This window comes from Bacillus sp. 0209A (assembly GCF_036765095.1).
GTDB lineage: Bacteria > Bacillota > Bacilli > Bacillales > Bacillaceae > Bacillus > Bacillus subtilis_G.
The window spans coordinates 113,623-130,657 of record NZ_JBAIZV010000005.1 but is presented as its reverse complement, the minus strand read 5'-3'; the positions used below and the strand labels follow the sequence as shown (position 1 = coordinate 130,657).

Sequence of the window (17,035 nt, the reverse complement as noted above, 5' to 3'; positions counted from 1 at the left end):
TTATACATGAAAACAGAAAACAAAGCCATCCTAAAGCGTATAGATGAATTGGAGGGATATAGATGTTTTTCCATGTGAAAGAGTTACAATATAATGCCAAACCTGACCGGTCAGACCCCGTTTACGCGAAAAAATTGCAAGAAATATTAGGCGGACAGTTCGGTGAAATTTCTGTCATGATGCAGTATTTATTTCAAGGCTGGAACTGCAGAGCTGATCAAAAATATCGTGACATGCTTCTTGATATCGGCACAGAAGAAATTGCCCATGTGGAAATGCTGGCAACGATGATAGCTCAGCTGCTTGATAAAGCGCCAATTGAAGAACAAGAGCAAATGGCTAAAGATCCTGTCATTGGAGCTGTAATGGGAGGGATGAATCCTCAGCATGCCATCGTAGGAGGTCTGGGGGCTAAACCAGATGATAGTGTGGGATACCCTTGGACAGCCCGATATACGATTGCAAGCGGAAATCTGCTCGCCGATTTCCGTGCAAACCTTAATGCTGAATCGCAAGGCAGGCTGCAAGCTGTCCGTCTATATGAAATGACAGATGATAAAGGTGTGAGGGATATGCTGTCCTTCTTGATAGCGAGGGACACGATGCATCAAAATCAATGGCTGGCGGCCATTCAAGAATTAGAGGAACGTGAAGGCGTAGTTGTCCCAAGTACATTTAATCGTGAATACGAAAAACAAGAAGTTTCCTATTCATTCATGGACTGCTCTAAAGGAACTGAAAGCCAAAGCGGGCGCTGGGCGTCAGGGACTAGTATGGATGGAAAAGGGAATTTCGAATATGTTGGGGAGCCTGAGGCTATGGGCCAAAAACCAGTGCTCAAGCCGGCGCCTCCGTACGTTCACGGCACAATGCCGGCCGACGGCGCATCATTGCTGGAACATTAACGAAACATCATTGGCTGCCAACCATGTCTTGGCAGCTGGTTATTGCTAACGTGATGATTGGAAAAACGGGCTGGCATACCATCCTTTACAGCCAATCGGCCTTCTTTCTCAGAGTCCGCTGTTGTGAAAAAAGGACATAATGATTGCCGCACTGCCGTATCATTTTAAAAAGGAAAGCAACTATGACCAAGGGGAAAACGACCTTGGTCTTTTTTGCGTGAAAAGGAGAATTGGTAATGTATACGCAAGGTTCGTTTGTCATTGTATCGAATGAAAAACATCAGATTCTGCTGGTGAAACGAAAGGACGTCCCTTTATGGGATCTGCCGGGCGGCAGGGTCGATCCCGGGGAAACGGCTGAGGCAGCGGCAGTCCGGGAGGTGTTGGAAGAAACCGGATACAACGCAGCGCTTTCTGCGAAAATAGGTGTCTACCAAAGGCCGAAGTTTCAAGATGAACAGCACGTGTTTGCCGGACACATAACAGGCGGACAAGCGATAACGAGCGGCATGGAGACAGCGGATTTGAAGTGGTTTTCTCCGCAGCGTTTGCCGCTATTTATAGTGCCGAACCGAAAAAGGCAAATCAAAGATTTTATGAGAGGCTCTCTGGACGTAGCTGTCACTCTCAAGGACAGCGGCATGCTTGCGGCGATTGGCCTGTTGAAAAGAAGACTGGGCAAGTGATAAAGGTCTCCGGGTTTTAAAGAAGCTCTCCTGTGGTATTGAAAATAGGAAAAAGGAGGATACGGCATGGCACACAAAACTGCAGGACAAGCAATGACAGAACTGCTTGAAAAATGGGGAGTTGATCATGTATACGGCATCCCCGGAGACAGTATCAATGAGTTTATTGAAGAATTAAGGCACGAAAGAAATCAATTGAAATTCATTCAAACCCGCCATGAAGAGGTGGCTGCGCTGGCTGCCGCGGCTGAAGCAAAACTCACCGGCAAAATCGGCGTCTGCCTGTCGATCGCAGGGCCGGGGGCGGTGCACTTATTAAATGGTTTATATGATGCCAAAGCGGACGGCGCCCCTGTGCTGGCGATTGCAGGACAGGTTTCATCAGGCGAAGTCGGACGGGATTATTTTCAGGAGATCAAGCTTGAGCAAATGTTTGAAGACGTGGCAGTATTCAACAGAGAGGTACATAGCGCGGAATCACTGCCGGATCTCTTGAATCAGGCGATCCGCACCGCCTGCAGCAAAAAAGGCGTTGCGGTATTGAGCGTGTCAGATGATTTGTTCGCGGAGAAAATCAAACGCGAGCCCGTATACACGTCACCAGTGTATATTGAAGGGAACCTTGAACCGAAAAAAGAACAGCTCATCACTTGCGCGCAATATATAAATAACGCCAAGAAGCCGATTATTTTGGCGGGGCAGGGAATGAAAAAGGCGAAACGTGAGCTGCTGGAATTCGCGGACAAAGCCGCGGCTCCGATTGTTGTCACGCTCCCGGCAAAAGGCGTTGTTCCTGATAAGCACCCGCATTTTCTCGGCAATCTCGGGCAGATCGGCACAAAGCCGGCTTACGAGGCAATGGAGGAATGTGATTTATTAATCATGCTCGGGACCTCATTCCCATATCGCGATTATTTGCCTGATGACACGCCGGCGATCCAGCTTGATTCAGATCCGGCGAAAATCGGAAAACGCTATCCGGTGACAGCGGGTCTTGTTTGTGATTCGGCTCACGGCCTGCGCGAATTGACAGAGTTTATTGAACGGAAGGAAGACAGAAGGTTTCTGGAAGCCTGCACTGAACATATGCAGCATTGGTGGAACGAAATCGAAAAAGATGAGACAGAGGCGGCAACACCGCTCAAACCCCAGCAGGTCGTGGCGCGTCTTGAGGAAGCGGCAGCCGATGATGCGGTGCTATCTGTAGATGTCGGCACTGTGACAGTCTGGATGGCGCGTCATTTCAAAATGAAAGCAAATCAGGATTTCATCGTTTCCAGCTGGCTTGCGACAATGGGCTGCGGCCTGCCGGGAGCAATCGCGTCAAGTTTGTCAGAACCGGAGCGGCAGGCGATCGCCGTTTGCGGGGACGGGGGCTTTTCCATGGTCATGCAGGATCTCCCGACCGCCGTCAAATACAAACTCCCGCTCACCGTTGTCATTTTAAACAACGAAAATCTCGGCATGATCGAGTACGAGCAGCAGGTGAAGGGCAACATCGACTATGTCACAAAACTTCAAAATGTCGACTATGCCGCATTTGCAGAAAGCTGCGGAGCAAAGGGCATCAAGGTGGCTAAAGCGGAAGAGCTTGCGCCCGCTTTCCATGAAGCGTTACACGCTGACCAGCCGGTCGTAGTGGACGTCATGATCGGAAACGAACCGCCGCTGCCTGGCAAAATCACCTATGGGCAGGCAAAAGGCTTCAGCAAATACATGCTGAAAAATTTCTTCGAAAACCAAAAAATCGAAATGCCGTCACTGAAGAAAAGTTTAAAACGGTTATTCTAAAAAAACAGGGGCCTCGTGAGACCCCTGTTTTTTAGGTGTTGGAAACAAATGGATTGTAAGTTATCATAGCATTATATTGAATGATAGGAGGAAAGCATGTTTGAATCCATAAAATTAGCGGTGTACTTATTGGGATCTCTAGGAATGATCTATGCAGCCTGTCACGATATTCGCCATGCTCAAAACGGACAAAAGGACAAATGCATCTTCTTTCAAAACAAAAAGATCAGCGCATTTGTCCTTGTATGTTTCATATGTTTATTTTTATCAAATCTTACAGCGTTCATGTCTCTATGAGTTTATTTCTCTTTCTTCTTAAGCCCAAAAAAGAAAGGAAAAGCAGAACCAACCAATAACGTTCCGAATAAAAACATTCCGCCGATAAACACGTGGAAATTGGTGTGTCCGGCCGTAAACGCGGTGACCAAGGAAATGATACTGAGCACGATCATGGCGATGCCGGGCGCGACTCTCATTTTCCCCTTGGATTTATAGGCAACAGCAGAACATAAAATGCCGATTACAATAGGAACAATCCATAAATAAAACAGAATAAATAATGACATCATCAAAACTCCGATTTTTTCTTCTATCATAACAAATTTCTGGCAAAAAGGGTATCAATGAGCTTTTGCGCAATATGAAAACCGGCTTAGCAGCCGGTTTTTTCTAACGAAACGTATCAACAATTAAAAACACGTTCAAAGCGACGATCAACACAGCGATCAGCCAAGAAACCACTGTGACCCATTTGGCGTTGATCAGGGCGCCCATAATCCGTTTATTGCTTGTAAACATAATAAGCGGGATTAAGGCGAAGGCGATCCCGAAGGACAGCACGACCTGGCTCATGACGAGAGCTGTTGTCGGGTTGACGCCTGATGCGATAATCAAGATCGGCGGAATGATTGTGATAAAACGCCGCACATACAGCGGAATGCGGTAGTTGATAAATCCCTGCATAATCACGTCGCCTGAAAGCGTGCCGACTGACGAACTGGACAGTCCGGCAACGAGCAGTCCGATCCCGAATAAAACGGCTGACATTGGGCTGACAAGATGTCCGAATTGCTGAAAGGCGACATCAAGATCCTCGACAAACAGCCCGTTTTTAAAGAATAATGCGGCTGCCACGATGAGCATACTCGCATTAATCGCACCTGCGATTAGCATCGCTATTAAAATATCAATAAATTCAAATCTGAAGATTTTTTTTCGCTCAGCATCAGTTTTGCCAACCACCCGCCGTTGTGTAAGGGCTGAGTGTAAATAAATGGCGTGCGGCATAACGGTTGCGCCGAGAATACCAGCTGCGAGAAGCACACTATCAGTGCCTTGAAATGCCGGAACAAAAAGGCCCTTCATCACTGACACGGCATCAGGCTTGGCGAAAAAGGTCTGCAGCGCAAAGGCGATCACCACCACAAACAGCATGCCGGTAATGCCGGCTTCAAGTGAGCGATATCCGCGGCGCTGAAGCTCTAATATCGCGAAAGAGCCGATCGCCGCTATAATAGACGCTTCAAGCATCGGGATGCCGAACAGCAAATACAGTCCCAGTGCCGCTCCGATAAATTCCGCCAGATCAGTTGCGATAATGACCAGCTCGCCCTGAATCCATAAACCGATGGAAACAGGCTTAGGGAATTCTTCTCGGGCAATCTCTGGCAGGTTTTTGCCTGTCGCGATGCCGAGTTTAGCGGAGAGTGATTGGATTAAAAGCGCCATAATATTAGAAAATAAAATCACCCATAGCAGCATATATCCGTATTTAGAACCCGCTGATATATTCGTGGCGAAGTTGCCGGGATCAATATAGGCGATGGCTGCTATAAATGCAGGGCCCAGAAAAGGGAGCAGCCCTCTGAACCCTTTGATTTTCCCGTCAAGCGCCTCTTGGACTGCTTTGGAACGGGGAGATTGTGCTGTGATGTCCTTGTTCATCATGTCTCACCTGAATTCTGATTGTTTTTTGCCACGCAACAAAGAGTTTCCTTAACGCAAATTATTTTATCTACATCATATGACCATCCCGGTTTCTTGTCAACCGAAAATGTTCATCCACTTTCAAATTTTCCCCTGTTATGTCACATGATATGTAAAGATTCAAATAAGGTCCCACATAAAAAGACATCGTTTCAGTTCGAAACGATGCCTCCTGTATCAAAATGAGTCTAGGCTTCCTTCCGCAGCCCGCGGAATACGAGGCTCAGCAAGAACACGAGGATGGCAGCCCCGATAATTGCCGGGATAATGGCAAAGCCGCCGAGGCTAGGTCCCCAAGTGCCAAAGAGTCCGTGTCCGATCCAGGCGCCGGCCAGCCCGGCAATCATAGAGCCGAAAATTCCTCCCGGCATCCGGTTCCCCACAATGGCGCTTCCGATTAAGCCGATTAGGATAGCTACAACTAATGAAACCAAAAAGCTAAGCATCATGTTCACCCCTCATAAATGATTTATCAATCAATAACCGCTCATGCCAAACCCGAAACACCGAATAGCATATCGCTTTATGATCCTGTTTTGATCTTTCTCTGCACGCTGCCATCAGCTAAATGAACAATCACTTCAGTGCCTTTATGCGCTGCGATCTCCTTTGCCCGTTCAATTGCTTCTTTCTTTGTACCTTTGATCTCAGATACACGTTTAGCATCCTCGGCTTTGACCGCCCAGCCGTTTTTATGCTTGATGACATGTTCTGCTTTATCCATGAGCTCAGAACCTTTGCCGCTGCTTGGATCTTCATCGTGTTCTGTCTCATCACCATTCTTGAGGAAATCATCAATTTCTTTTTTCGAGGCGTTTTCCGCCCATTCCTTTGCCTTGCTTGTCGCAATCGGAATGGCGCGGCTGTCCTCGTAGCCCTCATCGATCATCGCATTTGCAATGTCAATCGCTTTTTTCTTCACCGGGTTCTCAAGATTTTTCAATGAAGCGGGATAATCCTTCATCGACCAAGGCATGTCCATCACTCCTTTTCCTTTTATAAAAATGGTACCCGCAGGTGAAAAATAAAAACGTTTCCGGAAAATGAAGGTATACTATACAGTAGAAAAAACAGAAGGGAAGTGCGGGTTGGGTGACAACAGAACGAAAAGAAGACTTGCATCAGCAATTAAAAGAAATAGAGAAATGGGAAAAAGATCAGCAAAAAGTCTGGTTTTGGGAAAAACTCAGCCGTCTCCCGTTTCAGCTGCTGGACAAGCTGACACCGGAATTCATCCAGAAAAAGATCGGCAAGCTCTTGGATGAGCTCGGCAGCTTTGTCCAAACAGGAGGGCAGTATCTGACATCTGAAAAACAGATTATCAAGATGTTTCAAAAGAAACTGCCGGAGGAGACCTTCGAATCACTCGAAGACGTACAACAAGTCCCTCTTCCTATCATGGATGAAATTGCGGAAGGAATGGGCAAAAACAGAATTAACGCCGCAACTGTTCAAGGCGCGACAACGGGTGTGGGCGGCGTGTTTACGCTGGCGGCAGACATTCCGGCCGTGCTTGGCCTGTCGTTAAAAACGTTGCAGGATATCGCGGTTGCTTACGGCTTTGACCCAAAGGAGAAAAAGGAGCGGGTCTTCATCGTAAAATGTATGCAGCTGACTTCAGCTGATGTTGTCGGCAAAAAATCGATTTTGAATGAATTAAAAGACTACGATCAAGATCGTACATATAAGAATGTCGCTTCTCAAATCCAAGGCTGGCGTGAAGTTGTTTTAGGCTATCGCGACACGTTTGGCTGGAAAAAGCTTTTTCAACTGGTGCCGGTCGCGGGAATGGTCTTTGGCGCGTCAGCCAATCGCTCGACATTAAACGACATTACCGAAACGGGCATGATGTTGTATAAAAAGCGCCGCATTCTTGAGCGGCTGCAAGAAACAGAACGAGAGATGGAATAACAAACAAAGCAGACGGACACCGCGCTCCGCCTGCTTTTTTTAGTGGAAACACACCCAATGTGTTTTGTTTGTTTAAAAGGATGGATAGCGGGAATACAACAACCAACACCAATTAAAGGAGGAATTCAAAATGGCAGACGATAACAAAATGAGCAGAGAAGAAGCAGGTAGAAAAGGCGGAGAAACAACAAGCAAAAACCATGATAAAGAATTCTATCAAGAGATTGGTCAAAAAGGCGGAGAAGCCACTAGCGAAAACCATGACAAAGAATTCTACCAAGAAATCGGTGAAAAAGGCGGAGAAGCCACTAGCCAAAACCATGACAAAGAATTCTATCAAGAAATCGGCGAAAAAGGCGGAGAAGCCACTAGTGAAAATCATGACAAAGAATTCTATCAAGAAATCGGCCGTAAAGGCGGAGAGGCAACAAGCAAAAATCATGATAAAGAATTCTACCAAGAAATTGGTTCAAAAGGCGGAAACGCCCGCAACAACGACTAATCAAAAGCATGAAGGCAGACAACCTGTAGAAGATAAAAAGCGATCCAGCGAAACAGCTGGATCGCTTTTTTATTTTGGAAATAACTTGATCTAAGCCGGTGCTGCGATACAATAAGTGAAAAAGGAGTTTTCGCTAATGTCCAAGGTGCAAAACCTGCTCGCCATCGCTAATGAAGTCAAAGAAAAACACGCTAATTTCTCCATTTCAGAGGTCAACGACCATTGTATACGGCTCGCTGTGTTTACAGGAGAATATGACTGGCATCATCATCCTGACTCAGATGAATTGTTCATTGTTCTTGAAGGTGAGCTGCTGATTGATTTTAAGGACAAAGAAACTGCGGTACTCAAAGCGAATGACAGCCTGCTCATCACGAAAGGAACGGTTCACCGCACGCGCTCTTACGTCAGAACGGTGAATCTCTGTGTCGAGCATACACAGGCGAAAACAGTCATCATAGAGGAATTGCCATGCTAATCAAAAAGATTGTATGTGAAGTAGATGCTGCAAACGCCGAAGCATTTTCAAAAGCGCAGTCACAGTGGGGGGCATTGTCACATGTGGCCGGCTTTGTCAAACAGGCCGGCGGCTGGCGAACATCAGCAGACAGGCCGCTTACCGCAGAGATCATCAGCGTTTGGGAGGACAGAGAAGTTTATGAGGCTTTTATGGAGAACGAACACGATAGCATATTCGAAGAAAACGAACAGAAGGCTGTGATTCATTCGATAGAAGTGACGCTGTACGAAGAGGATGAATCGTTCATTCACGATCTGTTACATAGTCCTGCCATTCGGTACGAACCAGAATGGAGGGTTCTGAGGGCATAATCATAGCCCAAAACATTATGTTTTGGGCTTGTATCTTACTCGCGTCCCGGAAGTGTATCATGAACAAAAGGCGGTGCTGGTTTTAACTCCGGTTTTTCTCCAAACGCTTTCGCTTCTTTCACGTATTCAAAGGCTTCTCCATCCGGCGCTTTTTCGTTCAGCCAAGTTTGCTCGGCGCTTTCTTCGCCTTCAGAGAAATTAATAAGCTGATGCGAGAACTCTTGCTTTTCGAGTGCTTTCGGAAATGTTCCCGGCACAATCGGGCCTTCTTGTGCTTCTAATTCTTTAATGGCGGCGAGCCATTGATTTTGGTGCATCGTGTCACGCGCCAGCAGGAAGCTGAGCATATCTTTAACGCCTTTGTCATCTGTCATTTCAAACAGGCGTGCGACCTGCAGACGGCCTTGTGATTCCGCATTCAGATTGGCGCGGAAGTCTGCCAGCAGGTTTCCGCTTGCAACGATATAGCCGCCGCTCCAAGGGACGCCTGTACTGTTTTCCGGCATGGCGCCAAGTCCTGATACAATCGCGTGGTGAGGGTTCATGCCGCCCAGAATGGAGCCGATGACCGGATCTTCAGCGGCTTTTTCCTGCTGATCGAGCGGGGCATCCTCAAGAAGTCTGGCGATCATCGTGGCGATCATTTCAACATGCCCGAGTTCCTCAGTTGCCGTATCCATCAGCAAATCCTTGTATTTTTCATTTCCTCTTGTATTCCAGCCTTGAAATAAGTACTGCATGGCAACAGAAATTTCTCCAAATTGCCCGCCTAAAATTTCTTGCATTTTTTTCGCGAATAATGGATCTGGACGATCTGGTTTAGCAGGATGCTGCAGCATTTTCGTGTGCTTAAACATGTTCCCATCTCCTTTTTCGTTTATCCCTTTTTATATTTCCGATCAATTGAAAGATAAACGAAAAACAGCGTATCGAGTTGGGGACTACGAATCACCTCGCAGCTCCAAAAGCTCCTGAATCAGCTTCCGGCCGAAGATAGGCTCGTACTGCCGGTAAACAGGATCGAGGCGCTTCATCCATTCTTTTTTCTCTTTATCTGACAGCTCGTAGATGTGAATAGAAGAACTCATTTTGATGACTTCCAGCTGCTCCTTGTTCATTTGCTCGGCATGCATTTCATTCCACTCTGTCGTTTCCTTCATCGCTTCCGTTAAAACGCGCCGTGTTTCCGGTGTTTGCGCGTTCCAGAAGTGCTCATCCGTCATGACAGCGTAGCCGAGATAACCGTGGCTGCTTATTGTCAAATGGTCCTGAACATTATAAAATTTTTTAGAATAGATGTTTGAGATGGTATTTTCTTCGCCATCGACTGTATTGTTTTCTAACAGCTGAAAGGTAGAATTGAAGGATTCCTGATGAGGCGTTGCACCAAGCAGCTTGAACTGATCCTCTATCACATCGCTTTGCATAATGCGGAGATCTTGACCTTTTAAATCATCCGGGGTTTTGACCGGCCCTTCATTTGTCGTGATTTGTTTAAAGCCGTTTGTCCAATAGGCGAGGCCTTTTAATTGGTTTTTCTTTAGGGAATCAAACAGCTGTGTGCCGATGCTGCCGTGCAGCCCTTTTTTGACGGCATTGTAATCTGTAAATGCATACGGCAGATCCAGCACGCCCCATTCAGGCGAGAGCATGCCGAGCTTCGATGTGGAGGGGGCGATAAACTGAACATCGCCGTTTTGCAATGCTTCAATTTCTTCAATGTCCGAATAGAGGCTTCCATTCGGAAACACTTCAATTTTTATTTTTCCGCCTGATTTCTCGTTTACCAGCTCGGCGAATTTATTGGCGGCCAGCCCTTTCGGTGTGTTTTCGGCAACCACATGGCTGAATGTAAACACGATTTGATCCTGTAAGCCTTCCTGGTCGTCATCATAAACGATTTCTTCACTGCTGGAACGATCATGGAATCCGATAAATAAAGCGGTTGCAATTCCGGCGATCATCAGTGCGAGACATGCAAGCAAACTCTTCATGAAAAGCCCTCCCCTATGTTTTAAGGATAATGGGGCCCATGCCATTCGTAAAGACCTGAAAGGAGAAGATGATGAACAAAAAGAAGCTCTCAATCCGTTGGAAAATCACGATCTTATCCTATATACTCGTCATTTTCTCCTTTTTGATCGGCGGCATTGTGCTCATCGGCAATATCCAGCATACAGAGGAGCGGGAGCTGAAAAAACGTTTGATGAATACGGCCCGGACGGTGTCGGAGATGACAGAAGTAAAAGAGGCCTTGGCGCGAAAAAAACAAACAGAAGCTGTTCGCCATGCGGTTGAAGAGATCAGGATGATTAATGAAGCAGACTATATTGTCATCATGGATATGAATCACATCCGCTACACGCATCCTGTCAGTACAAGTATCGGCAAGAAATCCAAGGGTGCAGACGAAGAGGCGGCGTTTGCGGAGCATATTTATTTCTCAGAAGCAAAGGGAGAGATCGGCACGGCGGTCCGCGCTTTTTATCCGGTGAAGGATCACGAGCTGAACCAGATCGGCGTGGTGCTTGTCGGGAAAACACTGCCGGGGATTACCGACATATTGCTTCAGTTAAAACACGATATCACATTCATCGTTGTACTGACACTCGGCTTCGGCCTTGCAGGTTCCTTTCTGCTGGCCCGCCATATCAAAAAACAAATGTTTCAGCTTGAGCCTCATGAGATTGTCCGAATGTATGAAGAACGGACTGCGACGTTTCACTCCATGAACGAAGGCGTGATTGCCATCGACAACCGGCTTATCATTACGATTTTTAATGAAAAAGCGAAACAGATCTTTGAGGTGAAGGGGGATCTGGTCGGAAAGGTGATCTGGGAGGTTCTTAAGGATTCGCGCCTGCCCGAAATCGTGGAGCGGAACAAAGCGGTTTATAATGAAGAAATTCGCGTCAGCGGAAAAGTGATTATGAGCAGCAGAATTCCGATCGTCATGAAGAAAAAAGTCATCGGCGCCGTCGCGATTTTTCAGGACAGAACGGAAGCGGCTAAGATGGCGGAGGAGTTGACCGGCGTCAAAAACTTTGTAGAGGCGCTCCGCGTCCAAAACCATGAGCATATGAATAAGCTGCATACGATCGCCGGCCTCATCCAGCTGGGGAAATCTGAAAAAGCCTTGCAGCTTGCATTCCGGGCGTCAACTGAGCAGGAAAATGTGACTGAATTTCTTCATCGCTCGATTCAAAATGACGCTGCGGCTGGCCTTCTATTAAGTAAAATCAGAAGAGGAAGGGAGCTGGGCATTGCTGTTCATATTGATGAAAACAGCAGCCTTCAGCAATTTCCCGAGCATGTTGATCAGCATGATATCGTTGTGCTTCTTGGCAACCTGATTGAAAATGCCTTCGGTTCATTTGAAACGGTTCAATCTAATGACAAACGGATTGACATCAGCATCGAACAAACGGATGATATCCTGGCAATTTTAATAGAAGATAACGGCTGCGGGATTGAATCGGCATATATGCCGCACCTTTACGACAAAGGATTTACAGTCAATAAAACAGGCGGCACAGGCTATGGCCTGTATCTAGTCAAACAAATAACAGACAAAGGATCGGGCACGGTAGAAGTGGATTCACACGCAGGGCAAGGATCAGCTTTTTCTATCGTTTTTCCAATGAAGGGGGAGGAAGCACAGCATGGCTCTTAAAGAATGGAAGGTTCTGCTCATTGAAGATGATCCGATGGTTCAAGAGGTAAACAAGGATTTCATCACAACTGTCAGCGGCTTTATTGTCTGTGCAACAGCGGGAAACGGAGAAGAAGGCATCAAGCTAATTAAAGAAAAACAGCCCGACCTCGTCATTCTCGATGTGTACATGCCGAAAAAAGACGGGATCAAAACGTTGCAGGAGATCAGAAAGCAAAAGCTTGAAGTGGATATCATTGTCGTTTCCGCTGCAAAAGACAAAGAAACGATCTCCCTTATGCTGCAAAATGGAGCGGCTGACTATATCTTAAAACCATTTAAGCTTGAGCGAATGAGACAGGCACTTGAAAAGTACAAGCAATATAAACAAAAAATAGAAGCGAACGATACGCTGTCCCAGGAACAGCTCGATGCGATCCTGAATATTCCGCAGCAGGCCGTACAGGATCTGCCAAAAGGATTGAATCATTTTACGATGAATGAAGTCACTGCTATTTTGAAGCGGCAAACCGCATCTCTTTCTGCAGAAGAGGTCGCCAAGGCGCTCGGTATCGCCAGAGTGACAGCGAGGCGATACCTTGATTATCTAGAAAAAAACGGAACCATTAAGCTGGACGTTCAATACGGCGGAATCGGCCGTCCTGTCAACCGCTACGTGTTTAAAGGATAAACCTGAGACCAAAAAGACCAAAATGTCCGTTATGATCATAAACTTCCCCACCTTATATGAAAACGCTATCATTCTAGTAAGAAAGACACAAAGGCGAATAGGACAGGGGGATGCAGAATATGAAACTGTTTAAAAATTTAACAGTTCAGGTCATAACTGCGGTCATCATCGGGGTCATTGTCGGGCTGGTCTGGCCTGATATCGGAAAAGAAATGAAACCGCTTGGCGATACATTTATCAACGCTGTTAAAATGGTGATCGCCCCAATCATTTTTTTCACTATCGTTCTCGGGATTGCAAAAATGGGCGATATGAAGAAGGTTGGAAAAGTAGGGGGAAAAGCGTTTATTTATTTCGAGGTTGTCACAACTCTCGCACTCATTATCGGTTTGTTCGTCGTTAATATTATAAAGCCGGGATCGGGGCTTGATTACAGCAAGCTTGAAAAGGGTGATGTATCACAATACACGCAAAATGGCGGTCAGGGAATCGACTGGATTGAATTTGTCACACACATTGTTCCGTCCAACATGGTTGATGCCTTCGCAAAAGGGGACATTTTGCAGGTCTTATTCTTTTCGATTCTTTTCGGAGTCGGTCTTGCGGCATTAGGTGAAAAAGGGAAAAGCGTCATTGATTTCTTCGACAAGATTTCTCACGTCTTTTTCAAAATCATCGGCTATATCATGCGCGCGGCGCCAATCGGGGCATTCGGGGCGATGGCGTATACGATCGGGCACTTCGGTCTCGATTCCATCAAGCCGCTGGCAAGTTTAATGATGTCTGTTTATATTACGATGTTCCTGTTCGTATTTGTAGCTTTAAATATCATCTGCAAGCTTTACGGATTCAGTCTGTGGAATTACCTGCGCTTTATTAAAGATGAGCTTCTGATCGTGCTTGGCACAAGCTCTTCAGAATCGGTGCTTCCGCGTATGATGGATAAAATGGAGCGTTACGGCTGTTCAAAATCCGTTGTCGGGCTTGTCATTCCGACGGGCTATTCATTTAACCTTGACGGCACATCGATTTATTTATCAATGGCGACGGTTTTTCTGGCACAGGTGTTTGGAGTGGACCTCAGCATTGGCCAGCAAATTACAATTATCCTCGTTCTGATGCTGACATCGAAGGGAGCGGCCGGTGTGACGGGAAGCGGATTTATCGTCCTTGCCTCAACACTGTCAGCGCTTCAGGTCATTCCGCTGGAGGGTCTTGCACTCCTGCTTGGGGTTGACCGTTTCATGAGTGAAGGAAGAGCGATTGTGAACCTGATCGGAAACGGAATCGCCACGATCATTGTTGCAAAAAGCGAAAATGAATTCGATGAAGCAAAAAGCATAGAGGCTGTTGAAGACATGAAAAAAATGAAAACAGCAGTTTAAGAAATGAGCGGCTCATCCATGGGGCCGTTTTTTTAATTGTTTAAGAATTATTAAGGTAATGACAGAGACCTCAGCATTTTTTTGTTATATAATTTACAGATGGATACTATATTGAATTAAGGACGTTTGTCCTAACAGGGGTGTATAAATGGCCGCTTTAGTTAAATTTTTTCAGCACCCGGGAGTAAGGCGTTTTTCCGTCTTTGTCGTGTTAACTGGTGTGTTATATCTATTTAAGAGCATGATCAACTTAATCTTGCTTACTTTCATTTTCACCTTTCTAATGGATCGTTTGGAGTTTGTCGTACGGCAGTTCGCAAGTCGATTCTTCCGCGTGAGCCAGCGGGTTGTCATTACGTTTCTTTACGTGTTGCTGGCTGTTTTGCTTACAGTTGGGGGATTTGTTTTTTATCCGATCGTCGCGGCGCAGATTCAGCAGCTGGCTAAGCAGATTAAACATATTGCGTATCACCCGGACACCATCCCTTTCTTTGATGAGATCACCAGTGTTTTCGGAGATATTAATATCAGTTCATATGTCAAAGAGGGTTTCAATGTGGTGTATACGTATCTGGCCGATATCAGCACATTTGGCTTGCAGGTCGTAATGGCGCTCGTTCTCAGCATGTTTTTCTTATTTGAGAAAAAACGGCTTTCAGAATTTATGGGGAAATTTAAAACGAGCAAACTGGCGGTCTTTTATGAGGAAATTGCTTTCTTCGGAAGAAAATTTGCAAGAACGTTCGGAAAAGTGCTTGAGGCTCAATTTATCATTGCGCTCGTCAACTGTGTTCTGACGTTTATCGCGCTTTGGATTATGCATTTCCCGCAGCTGTTTGGGCTTTCTATTATGGTGTTTTTCCTTGGATTAATTCCTGTAGCAGGCGTTGTCATTTCTTTGATTCCGCTCAGTATTATCGCATACAGCACAGGCGGCGGAATGTATGTGCTCTACATTGTGCTTGTCATATTCGCCATACATGCGATCGAAACCTATTTCTTAAATCCGAAGCTGATGTCTGCGAAAACAGAACTGCCGATCTTTTTCACTTTCATAGTACTCATTTTCTCTGAGCACTTTTTAGGCATTTGGGGTTTAATTATCGGGATTCCGATCTTTGTGTTTCTCCTTGATATCCTTGATGTGACCAATAAGGAAGATGGACCCAAAAGATTCCAAGAAAAAAGTAACAAAAAATAGTTTACAAAATTGGTTCTTTTCTGTATAAATAAACTATCATACAATAGTAAGCCACACGCTTAATCCTTTTAACTAAGGAGTGGGGGACCCGATCTTTTGGGGTTAATTTTTCGTCAGAAAAACGGACATCTCTTCGTCCGAACCCGTCAGCTAACCTCATCAGCGTGAAGAGAGAATCCAGTGGTTTGATGTTATAGCCAAAGCCCACGGGAGTCTCTCGCGGGCTTTTTTTCAAAAAAGGGAGGAATGCAGATGAAGCTGGCTACAAAGATAATCATTGCATTGGTGCTGGGTGCGGTGACGGGAATTATTCTTAACCTGACATCACCTGAATTATTTGAAAATTTGAATAAGTTTGTATTCGGTCCGCTTGGTACGATCTTTTTAAACCTTATCAAAATGCTTGTCGTTCCGATTGTCTTTTTCTCACTGACACTGGGAGTAGCTGGACTGGGCGATCCTAAGAAGCTTGGCAGAATCGGTGTAAAGGCGATTTCTTATTTTCTCGTCACAACTGCAGTGGCGATTACCATTGCCATCATTTTAGCTCTTGTCATCAAACCGGGAGAGTTTGGAACATATGATACATCGTCTGCCGAATTCACTGCTGAAAAAGCGCCAAGTATTGCGGACACCCTGTTAAACATTATTCCGACCAATCCTGTTCAAGCGATGACCGAGGGGAATATGCTGCAGATTATCGCTTTTGCCATTTTTGTCGGGCTTGGGATTACAATGCTCGGTAAAAAAGCGGATATGCTTCTCAAAGTTGTTGAGCAAGGAAATGAATTGATGATGTACCTAGTGAATCTGGTCATGAAGTTTGCTCCGTATGGCACATTCGGTTTGATTGCGACAGCCGTGGGAAGCCAAGGGTTCAGTGCAATGAAAGCGATGGGCTTGTACATGCTTGTAGTAACCATTGCATTATTGATACATGCAGTCGTAACCTACGGATCTACGGTAGCGCTTATCGCCAAAAGAAATCCGATTACGTTCTTTAAAGATTTCTCAGAGGTTATGGTCGTCGCGTTCAGTACTTCCAGCAGCAATGCGACTCTGCCGGTTTCCATGGATGTGGCACAGAAAAAACTAAAGGTGCCTGAGCCGATCAGCAGCTTTGTCCAGCCGCTGGGCGCTACAATTAATATGGACGGAACAGCCATCATGCAAGGGGTAGCCACCGTCTTCATTGCCCAGGTATTCGGGCATGATCTGACACTCACGCAGCTGCTGATGGTCGTACTGACGGCTGTATTAGCAAGTATCGGAACCGCGGGTGTTCCGGGAGTCGGTTTGATTATGCTTGCTATGGTGCTTCAATCTGTCGGTCTGCCTGTTGAGGGAATCGGGTTGATCCTTGGAATTGACCGCCTGCTTGATATGCTTCGTACAGTTGTAAATACAACAGGAGACGCGGCCTGCGCTGTCATTGTGACAGAAACAGAGAAGAACAAACAGCCTGAGCAAACGTCGACTCTATCGGTTTAACCA

General features: G+C 46.0%; 18 protein-coding genes and 1 riboswitch. Of the genes, 12 read left to right on the top strand and 6 right to left on the bottom strand.

Annotated features, from left to right (window positions below; translation table 11 throughout):
* Nucleotides 1–62: 62 nt before the first annotated feature.
* From V6D44_RS17590 to V6D44_RS17580, 3 genes are all read left to right on the top strand, one after another.
* Entirely contained in the window at nt 63–905 is an 843-nt protein-coding gene (locus V6D44_RS17590) for a manganese catalase family protein (protein WP_087992990.1), read from the top strand.
* Nucleotides 906–1,141: 236 nt separating this feature from the next.
* A complete protein-coding gene (locus tag V6D44_RS17585; protein WP_087992989.1) occupies nt 1,142–1,591 on the top strand; it encodes an NUDIX hydrolase in 450 nt (149 codons plus the stop codon).
* A gap of 66 nt (nt 1,592–1,657) precedes the next feature.
* Nucleotides 1,658–3,382: a pyruvate oxidase gene (locus tag V6D44_RS17580; RefSeq protein WP_087992988.1), complete on the top strand. Its 1,725-nt coding sequence runs from the start codon at nt 1,658–1,660 to the stop codon at nt 3,380–3,382.
* Between the two features lie 299 nt (nt 3,383–3,681).
* Here V6D44_RS17580 and V6D44_RS17575 read toward each other — a convergent pair whose 3' ends face one another.
* The 4 genes from V6D44_RS17575 to V6D44_RS17560 all read right to left on the bottom strand — a co-directional run bounded on the left by V6D44_RS17575 (nt 3,682) and on the right by V6D44_RS17560 (nt 6,344).
* Entirely contained in the window at nt 3,682–3,948 is a 267-nt protein-coding gene (locus tag V6D44_RS17575) for a hypothetical protein (RefSeq protein ID WP_087993072.1), read from the bottom strand.
* Nucleotides 3,949–4,051: 103 nt separating this feature from the next.
* Nucleotides 4,052–5,329 (bottom strand): Nramp family divalent metal transporter, encoded by a 1,278-nt coding sequence (locus V6D44_RS17570; protein WP_087992986.1) that lies wholly within the window; start codon nt 5,327–5,329, stop codon nt 4,052–4,054.
* Nucleotides 5,330–5,556: 227 nt separating this feature from the next.
* Complete coding sequence (locus V6D44_RS17565) at nt 5,557–5,814, bottom strand: GlsB/YeaQ/YmgE family stress response membrane protein (RefSeq protein WP_087993071.1); 258 nt, start codon at nt 5,812–5,814, stop codon at nt 5,557–5,559.
* Between the two features lie 77 nt (nt 5,815–5,891).
* Nucleotides 5,892–6,344, bottom strand: a complete 453-nt coding sequence (locus V6D44_RS17560; RefSeq protein ID WP_253268833.1) for a DUF2188 domain-containing protein — start codon at nt 6,342–6,344, stop codon at nt 5,892–5,894.
* Between the two features lie 116 nt (nt 6,345–6,460).
* Here V6D44_RS17560 and V6D44_RS17555 point away from each other — a divergent pair, with 116 nt between their 5' ends.
* The 4 genes from V6D44_RS17555 to V6D44_RS17540 all read left to right on the top strand — a co-directional run bounded on the left by V6D44_RS17555 (nt 6,461) and on the right by V6D44_RS17540 (nt 8,612).
* Nucleotides 6,461–7,279, top strand: coding sequence for an EcsC family protein (locus V6D44_RS17555; protein WP_202328949.1), 819 nt, complete (start codon nt 6,461–6,463; stop codon nt 7,277–7,279).
* Nucleotides 7,280–7,409: 130 nt separating this feature from the next.
* Nucleotides 7,410–7,781: a glucose starvation-inducible protein GsiB gene (gene gsiB / locus V6D44_RS17550; protein ID WP_252687358.1), complete on the top strand. Its 372-nt coding sequence runs from the start codon at nt 7,410–7,412 to the stop codon at nt 7,779–7,781.
* Between the two features lie 136 nt (nt 7,782–7,917).
* On the top strand, nt 7,918–8,259 hold the full coding sequence (locus V6D44_RS17545; RefSeq protein WP_087992982.1) for a cupin domain-containing protein: 342 nt from the start codon (nt 7,918–7,920) through the stop codon (nt 8,257–8,259).
* Complete coding sequence (locus V6D44_RS17540; protein WP_087992981.1) at nt 8,253–8,612, top strand: YdbC family protein; 360 nt, start codon at nt 8,253–8,255, stop codon at nt 8,610–8,612. The genes V6D44_RS17545 and V6D44_RS17540 overlap by 7 nt, the downstream gene beginning before the upstream one ends.
* 35 nt (nt 8,613–8,647) lie before the next feature.
* Here the strand turns inward: V6D44_RS17540 and V6D44_RS17535 are convergent, their stop codons facing one another.
* Together V6D44_RS17535 and V6D44_RS17530 are read right to left on the bottom strand one after the other, a co-directional pair.
* Nucleotides 8,648–9,469, bottom strand: a complete 822-nt coding sequence (locus V6D44_RS17535; protein WP_087992980.1) for a manganese catalase family protein — start codon at nt 9,467–9,469, stop codon at nt 8,648–8,650.
* 84 nt (nt 9,470–9,553) lie between these two features.
* Nucleotides 9,554–10,606, bottom strand: a complete 1,053-nt coding sequence (locus V6D44_RS17530) for a TRAP transporter substrate-binding protein (RefSeq protein WP_087992979.1) — start codon at nt 10,604–10,606, stop codon at nt 9,554–9,556.
* A gap of 71 nt (nt 10,607–10,677) precedes the next feature.
* Here V6D44_RS17530 and dctS point away from each other — a divergent pair, with 71 nt between their 5' ends.
* From dctS to V6D44_RS17505, 5 genes are all read left to right on the top strand, one after another.
* Nucleotides 10,678–12,285: a two-component system sensor histidine kinase DctS gene (gene dctS / locus V6D44_RS17525; RefSeq protein ID WP_253269148.1), complete on the top strand. Its 1,608-nt coding sequence runs from the start codon at nt 10,678–10,680 to the stop codon at nt 12,283–12,285.
* Nucleotides 12,275–12,955 carry a response regulator gene (locus tag V6D44_RS17520; protein WP_087992977.1) on the top strand — a complete coding sequence of 227 codons (681 nt, stop codon included), beginning with the start codon at nt 12,275–12,277 and terminating at the stop codon, nt 12,953–12,955. The genes dctS and V6D44_RS17520 overlap by 11 nt, the downstream gene beginning before the upstream one ends.
* Nucleotides 12,956–13,074: 119 nt before the next feature.
* Nucleotides 13,075–14,340: a C4-dicarboxylate transporter DctP gene (gene dctP / locus V6D44_RS17515; RefSeq protein ID WP_087992976.1), complete on the top strand. Its 1,266-nt coding sequence runs from the start codon at nt 13,075–13,077 to the stop codon at nt 14,338–14,340.
* A gap of 148 nt (nt 14,341–14,488) precedes the next feature.
* On the top strand, nt 14,489–15,541 hold the full coding sequence (locus V6D44_RS17510; protein WP_087992975.1) for an AI-2E family transporter: 1,053 nt from the start codon (nt 14,489–14,491) through the stop codon (nt 15,539–15,541).
* Nucleotides 15,542–15,587: 46 nt separating this feature from the next.
* Nucleotides 15,588–15,720, top strand: a riboswitch (cyclic di-AMP (ydaO/yuaA leader).
* A gap of 73 nt (nt 15,721–15,793) precedes the next feature.
* Nucleotides 15,794–17,032, top strand: coding sequence for a dicarboxylate/amino acid:cation symporter (locus V6D44_RS17505; protein ID WP_087992974.1), 1,239 nt, complete (start codon nt 15,794–15,796; stop codon nt 17,030–17,032).
* Nucleotides 17,033–17,035 lie beyond the last annotated feature (3 nt).